Origin of the sequence: Changchengzhania lutea (assembly GCF_006974145.1) — a bacterium.
Taxonomy (GTDB): domain Bacteria; phylum Bacteroidota; class Bacteroidia; order Flavobacteriales; family Flavobacteriaceae; genus Changchengzhania; species Changchengzhania lutea.
Genome location: NZ_CP039456.1, coordinates 3,699,152 through 3,711,327, shown reverse-complemented (window position 1 = coordinate 3,711,327; position 12,176 = coordinate 3,699,152). Strand labels below are relative to the sequence as shown.

Here is a 12,176-nt window from a genome sequence, read left to right as displayed (position 1 = left end):
CTGTAGGCGAGTAGTATTGGAAAAAACTAAGGTGATCTCTTGGGTTTCAATAAGTTCATCAATTTGATTGAATTTTTTGGAAATCAGAAAGCTAATCCACAGGTTTGTGTCCAGGAATACCTTCTTATTTTCCATCTCGTGATTTTCTTACTTCCTCTACTTCTTTAGTTATTTCTTCAAATGAAATTTCGTCTTGGATTTTGACCTTATTTTTTTAAAAGCGATGAGAAGTCCGGTTTCTTTTTTTTATCACAGATTTTAATCAAGTTTAAGTCAGCCAAACCCTTTAAAAGTTTTTTAGCTTTTGGGTTGAATATATTAATGCGGATAGTTTCCATTCTATTTCAATTTTTTATAAAGCTATGAAAATATTTTGAATTTGAGAGTTTTTGCATGTGGCACAATGCCTTTAAAATATGAAATCGTTTTAATGTTTTATATCAGCAATTACACGAAATTAGCAAATTTTTCTGACAAAATAAAAATGCTTTTTCATAAAACTATACAATGAATAAAGCGGTACCAAAGCCCAAACGTTTTCTATATTATATATGGTCTGTACAGATGGCTTTGTATGATACAGTTGCGTTTGTAAATAGCGCGTGATCACATTATTGGATTTTGGACATCCTGTCCCTAATATTTTGATAGTTTTTATTTTCCGTTATTTTTCACGAATAATATTTTTTCCTTAACCAAAAAGAAACCCGAACCAATAAAATCAATGCAGGCACTTCCACCAATGGTCCAATGACTCCTGCAAATGCTTGCCCTGAATTGAGACCGAAAACAGCAATAGCAACGGCAATCGCCAATTCAAAATTATTTCCTGCTGCTGTAAAGGCAACTGAAGCTGTCTTATCGTATTCTGCTCCTGTTGCTTTGGTAAAGAAAAATCCGATAATAAACATTAATGTAAAATAGATAAGCAAAGGAACTGCAATAATCAGAACATCCATCGGGATTTCAACGATTAACTCTCCCTTTAGCGAGAACATAACCACGATTGTAAATAAAAGTGCTATTAAGGTCATAGGGGAAATTGTTGGAATGAATTTCTGTGTGTACCATTCCTCTCCTTTTAGTTTCACTAAAATGAGTCTGCTCAATATTCCCATTACGAAAGGAATGCCTAAATAAATAGCGACACTTTCCGAAATCGTTCTGATTGAAATATCTACAATAGCACCTTCAAACCCAAAATAGGGTGGCAGCACTGTTATAAAAATCCACGCATAAAAACTGTACGCAAAAACTTGAAAAATACTGTTTAGCGCCACTAAACCTGCACCATATTCGCTACTTCCTTCTGCAAGGTCGTTCCATACCAAAACCATAGCAATACAACGTGCCAGACCAATTAAAATAAGTCCGACCATATATTCTGGATAATCACGCAAAAATGTAATTGCCAATACAAACATTAAAATAGGACCAATTATCCAATTGAGAATTAATGAAATGGAAAGGATTTTTGTGTTGCGGAAAACTTTTGGCAACAAAGCGTAATTTACTTTTGCCAAAGGCGGATACATCATTAATATTAAACCAATAGCAATCGGAATATTAGTTGTTCCACTATTAAAAGAGTTTATGATATTTGGAAACGTTGGGATAAAATACCCAAGGCCTACTCCAATTGCCATGGCGACAAAAATCCATAAGGTTAGGTTTCTGTCAAGAAAACTTAATTTTTTTGTTCCCATTTTTATGAATTGATTTGAGAGAAAACGTAGAATAATTCAGTTGCAATTTGAAGACTTCTTTCCTTATATTTTTCAGCTTGTTGTGGTGTGCTGTCAAATAATTTTGGATCTTCAAATGTTATTGGAATACGTTTTTCTGCACCTGGAACAAATGGACAGGCTTCATTTGCTGAATCACAGGTCATAATCGCTGCAAATTCAGATTTTGGGTTAAAGTCATCATCTAATTTTTTTGAAAATCCGATAATAGGATGCTCGTTTTTAGCATATTTAATACTGTAAATAGGGTTGTTTCCTTCTGAAATCGTTTTGACTTCAAAACCTGAATTTTGCAAAGTTTCTGCAACCATTGGGAAAAGTGACGTACTTTCTGTCCCACCTGAATAACAAAACACATTTTTAACATTAAAATAGTTAGCCATAGTTTGTGCCCAAACTTGAGACAAATGACTTCTACGTGAGTTGTGGGTACAGATAAAGTTGATTCGAATGTCTTGACCATTTGAAACTTTTGACTGCATAAAATCAGTTAGCGGTTGTAAAACAGCTTTTCGTTCATCTGAAATAGTTTGAGGATTTAATTCTTTAATTAATTTATCTATCTCTGAAAATAGGGTTGATTGTGTTATTATCATTTTCTTGAAGTTTTATTTTAGCAACAATTTCCATCTGGTGAACAATAAGGTTCATCATTCAAATCAGATAGTTTTACCTTTGTTTTTGTTTTTTTTTTTTTTTTTTTTTCTACCGGGATTCCACATGTATCTTTTGCCAAACAATCGGTTTGTTTAGAGGTCAACAAGAAATTTTTTCCGTCAAAATCAAGTCCGAATTTTCCAATCGTTTCTGCTTGATATTCTACTTCGATTTCTAAATCTTCTATTTTCAAAACCTTTTCAGAAAGTTGGATGATATTCAAAAGCTTTTCTGGATGTAACCTGTGGTCATAGTCATTAGCGTTCCAAAGTTGGAAGTTTACCACTTCTTCATTTCTTACAGTTCCACCACAATCAATAAAATGTTTTGTGATTTTGCCAATTTCTGTAACGTGAAAGTGGTTAGGCACTAATTCTCCATTTGGTAATTGAATGCCTATGGTTTCCAATTCTTCTAAGACTAATTTTACTTCTGATAATTTCATAGTTACATTTGTTTATTGCGATTATACGATTAATGAATTCAAAATTTTTTAACAGCAATCTTGCTTTTGGGTTAGGTCTTGATTAAGAAAATCATACATAACGGTTTTCATTGCAGTCCAATTTTCTTTGTGTATGCAGTAGCAAACACTCGTTCCTTCAACATTTCCCTTGATTAGACCTAGATGTTTTAGTTCTTTTAAATGTTGCGAAATCGTAGGTTGGGCCAATCCAATTTCGTTGACCAAATCTCCGCAAACACAAGAGTCTATCTTAAACAAGTGTTGCAAAATTGAAACTCTCGCAGGATGCCCAAAAACTTTTGCAAAAAGCGCAATTTTATTTTGTTGGTCGGTAAACATTTCGGTTTTTGCTAATCCCATTTTGTTCTTTATTTATTCATTGCAATATTACGATTAATATTTAGATACTCAAAATTATTTTCGAGTGTTTGCGTTTTATGTTGGAAAAAAAAAATGTGTAGAATCAAGGAAACCCCGTAGGATTTTCCAAGTACAATCAAATGTTATTATAGACTAGAATTATTTTGGCAGAATATCGAATCTTGCAATAGACCTAGCCATCAGTCTTTCTTCTCGAATAAGTTGACCGGTTCTATCGCAAACGCCATAAGTTTTGTTCTGGATGCGCTTTAAAGCCGCTTGGAGCTCTCTTGACTTGCGTTGGAGACGATTAATAAGTTGTTTGTTTTTAGCTTGTTGTTGAAAATGTTTACTACTTTGATTAAAGTCCACGTTGGTATCAGCCAAGCGTTGTTTTTTGATCTTTTCGGTCATCTTGAAATTTGGCGAGCTCTTCCTTGGTAATTTTTAATTCATCTTCTATAAGAGTTTTGAATTTTTCAAGCTTTTGCGGACTGTATTGTATAGGGTTATTCGACATTTTATTTTATTTGTTTAGAGTAAGTAATGTGTTTGTATAAGATTAACTTAAAAGTTTAAATGAGCCCAGTAAGAAACAAACTTTTATTCGGTTTTTTAAAGAATTTTTCCGAAATATGACTTTTTCAGTTCATAATCAAAGATATAGATTATAATCAAGTGCATCAAGTTTCTTTTTTTGAGATGTCTTTCTTCTCATAAATAATAGCATTATTTCAACAAAAACCCTTTCAGTTCGTCATAGGTTGAAATAATAATAGACTCTTTTTCCTTTCCCATCACCGATTGTATTTGCACTGGTAAAGGTTGTTTTTTATTGATAACCTCTTCAACAACGCCTAAAAATTTAGTAGGGTGCGCTGTTTCTAAAAACACGCAATGCGCTTTCGGGTTTTCTTTTAAATAGGCTTTACAACCTAAATACCCAACAGCACCATGCGGATCTGCCACATAATTGAAATCATTATAAATTTCTAACATAGCTGCTTTAGTCTCATCATCTGTAAAACTATAAGAAGACAAGTTGTCTTTTAAATCGCTAAACGTGTTTTTATAAATTTCCTGAACGCGAATAAAGTTGCTTGGTTCGCCGACATCCATCGCATTGCTTATGGTTTGCACAGAGGGTTTCGGTTTGTAATGCTGTGTTTGTAAGTAGCGGGTGACCACATTATTGGTATTATTGGACGCTATAAAGTGTGCGATTGGTAAACCTAATGCTTGCGCCATCATTCCTGCACAGACATTTCCGAAATTACCGCTGGGTACCGAAAAGACAATATCATTGTATGTATGGTGCAATTGCTTATAAGCAAATATAAAGTAGAACAGCTGTGGCAACCAACGGGCTACATTGATGGAATTCGCAGATGTGAGCTGCATGTTGCTTGTTAATTGCTCATCTAAAAATGCCGTTTTCACCATCGCTTGGCAATCATCAAAGTTCCCATGAACTTCTAGCGCTGTAATATTTCGCCCAAGTGTGGTCAGCTGTTTTTCTTGGATATCACTCACTTTTCCGCTAGGGTAGAGGATGACTACATTCACGCCTTTGACTCCCAAAAAGCCATTGGCCACAGCGCCACCAGTGTCACCAGAAGTGGCAACCAAAACAGTGACCTGTTCATTATTATCTTTATTAAAATAGCCCAAACAACGGGCCATAAAACGTGCCCCAACATCTTTGAAGGCCATGGTGGGTCCATGAAACAACTCTAATGTTGAAATATTTTCATTTAGCTTCACTATTGGAAAATCAAAAGATAAAGTATCTTCTATAATCGTTTTTAAAATCGGCTCAGGAATGTCTGGAGAAACAAATTGCTTAATGGCCTCAAAAGCTATTTCTGTATATGATAAACGATCTATATTATCAAAGAAACTTGGTGATAGTGGCGTAATCTGCTCTGGAAAGTACAAGCCTTTGTCTGGTGCCAATCCTTTTACAACAGCCTCTTTAAAGGAAGCGTTTGGGGCTTTTTTATTTAAACTATAGTAATTCATTTTTCTGTTATCCCTGCGAAGGCAGGAATCTGTTTATTATTAATTCTTAATTTTAATCTATTCGTTATTGCGAATCACGTTTTTTCCGTGATTTGGCAATCTGTTGATGATTAACTTCCATTTAAAAGATTGCCACGTGGTAATAACGCCTCACAGTGACGCTCTATTATAATATTTTGATACCGTCCACATTAATCTTGGACACATGTATGTCAAATTCAATTCCTAATTTTGAATAGACACTTTGCATAGCGTCTTTGACTTTATTTGCTGTTTCTAAACCTTTACTTAAACTAAAAATTGAAGGACCCGATCCTGAGATAGAACAGCCTAAAGCGCCTGCTTTTATTGCAGCAGATTTCACTTCATCAAACTTGGGAATGAGCTTGCTTCTTTGAGGTTCAATGATGACGTCACGTATTGATTTTTTTATGAGTTCATAATCACTCATGTGCAAGGCATGGATCAGACTTCCAAAATTGGCCCATTGGGTAATAGCGTCACGTAACGGAACATCTTTTGGTAAAAGCGCCCTTGATTCCGAGGTTTTGATTTCTATCTGCGGATGAATGATTGTGGTATACAAATCCATTGGTGTTGGAATTTCTAATATGTCTAAAGGAGACACGCTTTTCACTAAGGTAAAACCACCAAAAATGGCGGGTGCCAAATTATCGGCATGCTCGCATTTACTCGCCACGGCTTCGCCTTTAATGGCAAATTCAGTCAATTGGGTTTTATTGAATGGTTTTCCCAACAATTCATTCATACCAAAAACACTGCCTACAGCACTAGCAGCACTACTACCTATGCCACTTCCTGGTTTTATGTGTTTATAAATTTCTATTTCAAAACCAAAATCTATATCGAGCGTGTCATACATGGCTAATGCCGAAACGCCAGCAACATTAAGTTCGGCTTCATAGGGCAAATCAAAGCCTTTTATTTTGGTAATATAAATACCTTTTTTAGAAGTTTTCCTAATGACCATTTCATCACCAATAGTATCTAAGCAAAAGCCTAAAACATCAAAACCACAAGCGACATTGGCTACGGTTGCAGGTGAAAATATTTTTATTTCGTTTTTCATTTGATAGTTTTTCCGTCGTTGCGAGGAGGTACGACTTGGCAATCTGTTTGTTTTGAAAAGATTGCCACGTCATTCGTTTCTCTCCTACTAATGACCTCATATAAGCGACTGCCAACTAAAGACTGTCACTGCGACTGTTTACTAAATACTGAATCAATCATTTCCAATTCTTATAATATCTGCGAAAAGTCCTGAAGCCGTCACATCGGCACCTGCTCCAGCACCTTTAATAATCATGGGTTGCTCTGGGTAACGTTGGGTATAGAACATAACAATATTGTCCTTGCCTTCTAGATTGTAAAAAGGGTGGCCTTGCGGAATCTCCTTTAAGCCTACACTGGCTTTTCCATTATGATATTGCGCTACATATTTTAACTGACAATCCTTGGCGTTTGCTGAAGCATATAAGTTTTGAAAATGAGCTTCATCATCAATTAAGGTTTTATAAAAATCATCAACCGTATCACTCTTTAAATTAGATTCAGTTAAAAAAGAGTCATTATCGATATCTTCTAAATTCATTTTAACACCGCTTTCACGAGCCAATATCAGAATTTTTCTAGCCACATCAACGCCGCTCAAATCTATTCTTGGATCAGGTTCGGTATAACCTTCTGCTTGCGCCTGTTTAACGACATCATGAAATTTAGTATGCGCATCAAAATTGTTAAAAACAAAATTTAGACTCCCGGATAACACCGCTTCAATAGAGGTTACCTTATCGCCAGAAGCGATTAAATTATTGAGCGTGTCAATAATAGGCAACCCTGCACCTACATTGGTTTCAAACAAAAAAGGCGCATTGTATTTTAAAGAGAGTCTCTTTAATAAACTATAGGTGTCATAATTACTAGAACAGGCAATTTTATTGCAAGCCACCACGCCAATACTTTGTCGCAAATAGTCTGGGTATAAATTAGCAACATCTCTATTAGCGGTAATATCGACAAAAATACTGTTTCGCAAATTAAGGGTTTTGACTTGTTCAAAGAAACCAGGCAAGGTTGCTTTTTCTCCTTTTAAAAGGGCTTCTTTCCAAGTCTTAAGATCAATACCATCCTCATTAAAAGCCATACTTCTGGAATTTGAGAGCCCTACAACTCTCAGGTTGATTTTTAAATTATCCTTTAAAAAATGCTTTTGCTGTTTTATTTGCTCCACAAGACGCTCCCCTACATTTCCAACACCCGTGATAAAAATATTGAGTTGTTTGGTCTTGCTTTCAAAAAATTGTTCGTGAAGGGTATTCAGTGCTTTTTTGACATCTTTCTCGTCAATAACTGCTGATATGTTTTTTTCTGAAGCGCCTTGTGCTATGGCTCTTATATTGATATTGTTTTTGCCTAATGTACTAAACATTTTCCCGCTAATTCCCTGATGATTCTTCATGTTATCACCAACCAGCGCAATAATAGATAAGTTTGTCTCAACGATTATCGGATTTATCTTATGTAATGCTATTTCGTTTTCAAATGTAGCATCAATAGCTGTTTTAGCGTTTTCGGAATCTCGATCTTCAATACCTAAGCATATAGAATGCTCTGACGAAGCCTGTGTTATTAAAATCACATTAATTTTTTCTTGTGATAAGGTTTCAAATAAACGTTTGGAAAACCCAGGAATTCCAACCATGCCGCTTCCCTCTAAAGTTAAAAGCGCAATATTTCCAATATTACTAATGCCTTTTACGGGTGTTGCAGATGGACTTTTATCATTAGAGATTACAGTGCCAACTGCTTCTGGATCTAAGGTGTTTTTAATATGAATTGGAATGTTTAAATCCAACACAGGTTGTACCGTTGGTGGATATAAGACCTTGGCACCAAAATGGGATAATTCCATAGCTTCTTGATATGAGATTTTATCAATAGGATAGGCTTGTTTGACTAATTTTGGGTTTGTTGTAAACATGCCGCTAACGTCTGTCCAGATTTCCAGTTGCTCTACGTTTAGTGCTGCTGCAATGATGGCTGCCGTAAAATCGGAACCCCCACGTCCTAAGGTTGTTTGTTCACCCAGTTTAGATTTTGAAATAAACCCAGGAAGTATGGTGATTTGTTGTGATGCCGTTTCAAAATAATCTTTTATATTTTTATTAGTTAGATCATAATAAACTTCCGCCTTGGTGAAATTAGAGTTCGTTACAATAAGCTCTTGTGAATTTTTCCTTTGAGCTGATAGACCTTGATTTATCATAGTTTCCGCAATAATAAATGAGGACAGAATCTCGCCAAAACTGACCAATTTATCCGACGTTTTGGGAGATAATTCATTGATGAGATAGATACCATCTAACAAGCTTTTTAAAGCCGCTAAGTGTTTATTTACCTCTTGGTTAATAGAATCACTATTATTAGAATTTAATTCCGTTATTATGGTACTATGAATTGTTGAAATGGCTTCAAACGTATCTTTATAGCCCTTATCTTTATTTTGAGCTTGCTTTCCAGCTAAGAGTAATTTATCTGTCACACCTCCAACGGCAGAAACTACACAAATGACGGGTTGTGTTTTAGAATAGTCTTCTAAAATATTGATAACTTTTTGTATATTTTTTGATGACCCTACCGAAGTGCCTCCAAATTTTAGAACCTTCATGTTTTAATGCGTTGTATAATTAAAAAATAGACTTAAATGGTGCAATATAATTATTGCAAACGTAACCGAAGAATATATAACTAATAACCCCAAGGGGTCTTAATAATTGTAGTAGTTCCAAAAAATGCAGTTATGGCTCTTAAAGTTAAGAGCAGTCTGATATTCAAATTTTGGCTTAAATGATTCATGTATATTTAAATAATACTATTCAAAAGTATTACTTTTAACCTAATAAAAAAACAAAACAAATTTTTTTACAGTATTCTTATTCAGTCTTAAATTTTGGTTCATAAAATGCGTTTAAAATATTAAGAATTGAAAAATCAATAATTTACAAATGAAAATTTTTTCTAAAGAACAGATATATCAATGGGACAACCTTACAGTAGAGCGGCAGAATATTTCGTCTACAGACTTAATGGAGCGCGCAGGAACACAGATTTTTGAATGGATCCACCAACGTATGCAAGGCGCACAAGTGCCCATTCACGTGTTTTGTGGAATTGGCAATAATGGTGGTGATGGATTGGTTTTAGCAAGGCATTTAATAACATATGGCTATCATGTGAAAACATATATTGCGAATTGCAGTGATAAGCGTTCTAAAGATTTTTTAGTCAATTATGACCGTGTAAAAAATGTCACAAAAGATTGGCCCGTCCTTTTAAACTGTAAGGAAGATTTTCCAGAAATAACACCAGACGCTATTATTGTGGATTGTATTTTCGGGATTGGATTGAACAGACCAGTAGATGAATGGTTAGGTCAATTATTTCAACATTTTAAAAATTCAAAAGCGTTTACCTTGTCGGTCGATATTCCTTCAGGTTTACGAACCGATCAGGTACCAACTGATGAAAACGACGTCGTTTGGGCAGGTTACACCCTGAGTTTTGTTGCGCCAAAGTTGGTGTTTTTTTTACCTGAAACCGCAAAATTTATTGGTCAATGGGAAGTTTTGGATATTGGACTCGATCCAGCATTTCTTAAAGAAACCGAAACGGAGGTCCACTTAATTGGGAAGTATGAAGTACTACAAATGTACGTGCCTCGTGAAAAATACTCTCATAAAGGTAGTTTTGGACATACCATGATTATCGGTGGCAGTTATGGCAAAATTGGATCTGTAACTTTGTCAAGCAAGGCGGCACTTTCTGCTGGCGCAGGACTGGTTTCTGCATTTGTTCCTAAATGTGGTTATACGGTACTACAATCGTCTTTTCCAGAGGCTATGGTAGTTACTGATACGGATGAAGAACTACTCACTAAAATAGATTTCGAAGTCAAACCAACCGTAATTGGCTTTGGGATGGGAGCTGGCACAAGCCCAAAAACATTAAGTGCATTTGAAGCCTTTTTAAAAGTGAACAAAAAGACACCTTTAGTTATAGATGCCGATGGCATAAACATGCTTTCTAAAAAAAAAACATTATTAAAATTACTGCCTGAAAACACGATATTGACACCACATCCTAAGGAATTAGAACGGTTGATTGGTACTTGGAAAGACGATTTTGAGAAAATTAAAAAAGTAAAAGCCCTTTCTAAAAAATATAAGATTATTATCGTTATTAAAGGTGCCAACAGCATCACCATAGGAAACGAAAAAATTTATGTAAATACAACAGGAAATCCTGGGTTAGCCACAGCGGGCAGTGGCGATGTGCTTACTGGTATCATTTGCGGATTAGTTTCCCAAGGCCATAATGCTTTAAATGCCTCTATTTTTGGTGTGTATTTACATGGGAAATCTGCCGATATTGCCATTCAAGATTATGGGTACCAGAGCTTAATAGCAAGTCATGTCATCAATTATATAGGTAAGGCTTATTTAGACTTATTTAAACAACCGGAGCCAACTATAGAAGAAGAAAAGAAACAAGTTAAATAGATGTATGAAATTAAGATGCTGTCTAAAAATTAATTAACTCTTGTCAAACTGAGCGCAGTCGAAGTTTAATGTTTTGAAAACCAAAGCATTTCGACTGCGCTCAATGTGACATTTAAGCTAAAAATGGACTTTTTAGACAACATCTTCTTTAATATATTGTGATAAAAAATTGTTTAGATTTTTAGCTCAGTAAATAAATCTTTTAATTTAGGATCTGAAGGTCTTGGTGCATCAGCACTAACAATTTGCCCATTCGGATCTATTAAAATAAAACGAGGTATGCCATTTATTTTGTACTCTCGAACAAAATCTGTTTGCCAACCTTTAGGTGCAAATAATTGAATGCCTCCTAATTCTTTATCGGCTACCATGGCTTTCCAATCTTCCTTGGCCTTGTCCCATGAACCTCCGTGAGATCTGTCATCATCAATGGAAAGACTTACAAATGCAATGTCTTTACCATGATAATCAGCCTCTACTTTTTTCAAAGAAGGAATTTCACGTTTGCAAGGACCACACCATGTTGCCCAAACATCAACATATACAAATTTTCCTTTTAAATCTGAAAGCGACGTGGTACTTCCGTCATAATTTTCAAAAGCTTCAAAAGTGGGTGAGGGGGTGCCTTTTCCTAATTTTGTTTCTAAATAAATTTTGTCAGCGACAGACTTCTTATAATAATTCATCATAGGCTCAAGATTTTTAAGAGCACTATTCGTTAAAGAGGTGTCAACATTTTTATTGGAATTATAAAACTCTTCAAGTTTGATTTTTACATCTTCCATAGCAGGTTCAACTTCAGATTCATCTAATGTCAGGAATTTTTCAAAATCCAAAAGATCTTCTTCCAACAATGCTTTTTCAGCTAGAAAGTTACTATGCTCAGATCCGTTACCAGAATATGTAATGGTTTCATCAAACTCCTTTGTATCGAGAGTCATCGCTATATCATAGCCGTTTTTAAGATATAAGTTGGAACTTTCATTGCCATCAAAAAAATTATAAACCCCAGCGTCAACTTTTAAGGTATCTTTAAAAGTACCATCTTCGTTGACCTCAATAGTTTTAGAGTAGCTTCTGCTCCTCACGACTACAGAATCACTATTCTTATCTGTGATTTTACCCGAGAAAGTAACATAGTCTTTTGGTTCTTCTTTACAAGCTACAATGCTTATTGCTAATAGTATAAAAAGTAATTTCTTCATTATTTTAAATATAATTAAATATAAATTTTATCGAAAATAAAGAATTGTTATAGTTTCACATAATTTTTTATGAATTATTAACGTTCGTTACAATCCTACGTGCTGAATTTCTTTATCAAATTGATAAAGAATAACCACTAAG

General features: G+C 34.9%; 11 protein-coding genes. 1 reads left to right on the top strand and 10 read right to left on the bottom strand.

Going from position 1 to position 12,176, the window contains the following annotated elements:
- Positions 1-671 precede the first annotated feature (671 nt).
- The 9 genes from arsB to thrA all read right to left on the bottom strand — a co-directional run bounded on the left by arsB (position 672) and on the right by thrA (position 8,938).
- Entirely contained in the window at positions 672-1,706 is a 1,035-nt protein-coding gene (gene arsB, locus FAF07_RS16690) for an ACR3 family arsenite efflux transporter (RefSeq protein ID WP_142786187.1), read from the bottom strand.
- A 2-nt stretch (positions 1,707-1,708) separates the two neighbouring features.
- On the bottom strand, positions 1,709-2,341 hold the full coding sequence (locus tag FAF07_RS16685; protein ID WP_142786186.1) for an arsenate-mycothiol transferase ArsC: 633 nt from the start codon (positions 2,339-2,341) through the stop codon (positions 1,709-1,711).
- A 17-nt stretch (positions 2,342-2,358) separates the two neighbouring features.
- Positions 2,359-2,847 (bottom strand): DUF6428 family protein, encoded by a 489-nt coding sequence (locus tag FAF07_RS16680; protein ID WP_142786185.1) that lies wholly within the window; start codon positions 2,845-2,847, stop codon positions 2,359-2,361.
- Between the two features lie 48 nt (positions 2,848-2,895).
- Positions 2,896-3,228 (bottom strand): ArsR/SmtB family transcription factor, encoded by a 333-nt coding sequence (locus FAF07_RS16675; protein ID WP_142786184.1) that lies wholly within the window; start codon positions 3,226-3,228, stop codon positions 2,896-2,898.
- 159 nt (positions 3,229-3,387) lie between these two features.
- On the bottom strand, positions 3,388-3,615 hold the full coding sequence (locus FAF07_RS16670; RefSeq protein WP_142786183.1) for a TraR/DksA family transcriptional regulator: 228 nt from the start codon (positions 3,613-3,615) through the stop codon (positions 3,388-3,390).
- Positions 3,608-3,748: a hypothetical protein gene (locus tag FAF07_RS18620; RefSeq protein ID WP_185956470.1), complete on the bottom strand. Its 141-nt coding sequence runs from the start codon at positions 3,746-3,748 to the stop codon at positions 3,608-3,610. Before FAF07_RS18620 ends, FAF07_RS16670 begins: the two co-directional genes overlap by 8 nt.
- A 209-nt stretch (positions 3,749-3,957) precedes the next feature.
- A complete protein-coding gene (gene thrC / locus FAF07_RS16665) occupies positions 3,958-5,250 on the bottom strand; it encodes a threonine synthase (protein ID WP_142786182.1) in 1,293 nt (430 codons plus the stop codon).
- 166 nt (positions 5,251-5,416) lie between these two features.
- Positions 5,417-6,340: a homoserine kinase gene (locus tag FAF07_RS16660; RefSeq protein WP_142786181.1), complete on the bottom strand. Its 924-nt coding sequence runs from the start codon at positions 6,338-6,340 to the stop codon at positions 5,417-5,419.
- Between the two features lie 153 nt (positions 6,341-6,493).
- Positions 6,494-8,938 carry a bifunctional aspartate kinase/homoserine dehydrogenase I gene (gene thrA, locus FAF07_RS16655; protein WP_142786180.1) on the bottom strand — a complete coding sequence of 815 codons (2,445 nt, stop codon included), beginning with the start codon at positions 8,936-8,938 and terminating at the stop codon, positions 6,494-6,496.
- Between the two features lie 337 nt (positions 8,939-9,275).
- Here thrA and FAF07_RS16650 point away from each other — a divergent pair, with 337 nt between their 5' ends.
- Positions 9,276-10,829 (top strand): NAD(P)H-hydrate dehydratase, encoded by a 1,554-nt coding sequence (locus FAF07_RS16650; protein WP_142786179.1) that lies wholly within the window; start codon positions 9,276-9,278, stop codon positions 10,827-10,829.
- Between the two features lie 173 nt (positions 10,830-11,002).
- Here the strand turns inward: FAF07_RS16650 and FAF07_RS16645 are convergent, their stop codons facing one another.
- Positions 11,003-12,034 carry a redoxin family protein gene (locus FAF07_RS16645; protein WP_142786178.1) on the bottom strand — a complete coding sequence of 344 codons (1,032 nt, stop codon included), beginning with the start codon at positions 12,032-12,034 and terminating at the stop codon, positions 11,003-11,005.
- Between the last annotated feature and the right edge of the window lie 142 nt (positions 12,035-12,176).

Coding starts and splice junctions, on each gene's coding strand:
- arsB (WP_142786187.1), bottom strand. CDS start 1,706: ATGGGAACAAAAAAATTAAGTTTTCTTGACAGAAACCTAACCTTATGG.
- FAF07_RS16685 (WP_142786186.1), bottom strand. CDS start 2,341: ATGATAATAACACAATCAACCCTATTTTCAGAGATAGATAAATTAATT.
- FAF07_RS16680 (WP_142786185.1), bottom strand. CDS start 2,847: ATGAAATTATCAGAAGTAAAATTAGTCTTAGAAGAATTGGAAACCATA.
- FAF07_RS16675 (WP_142786184.1), bottom strand. CDS start 3,228: ATGGGATTAGCAAAAACCGAAATGTTTACCGACCAACAAAATAAAATT.
- FAF07_RS18620 (WP_185956470.1), bottom strand. CDS start 3,748: ATGTCGAATAACCCTATACAATACAGTCCGCAAAAGCTTGAAAAATTC.
- thrC (WP_142786182.1), bottom strand. CDS start 5,250: ATGAATTACTATAGTTTAAATAAAAAAGCCCCAAACGCTTCCTTTAAA.
- FAF07_RS16660 (WP_142786181.1), bottom strand. CDS start 6,340: ATGAAAAACGAAATAAAAATATTTTCACCTGCAACCGTAGCCAATGTC.
- thrA (WP_142786180.1), bottom strand. CDS start 8,938: ATGAAGGTTCTAAAATTTGGAGGCACTTCGGTAGGGTCATCAAAAAAT.
- FAF07_RS16650 (WP_142786179.1), top strand. CDS start 9,276: ATGAAAATTTTTTCTAAAGAACAGATATATCAATGGGACAACCTTACA.
- FAF07_RS16645 (WP_142786178.1), bottom strand. CDS start 12,034: ATGAAGAAATTACTTTTTATACTATTAGCAATAAGCATTGTAGCTTGT.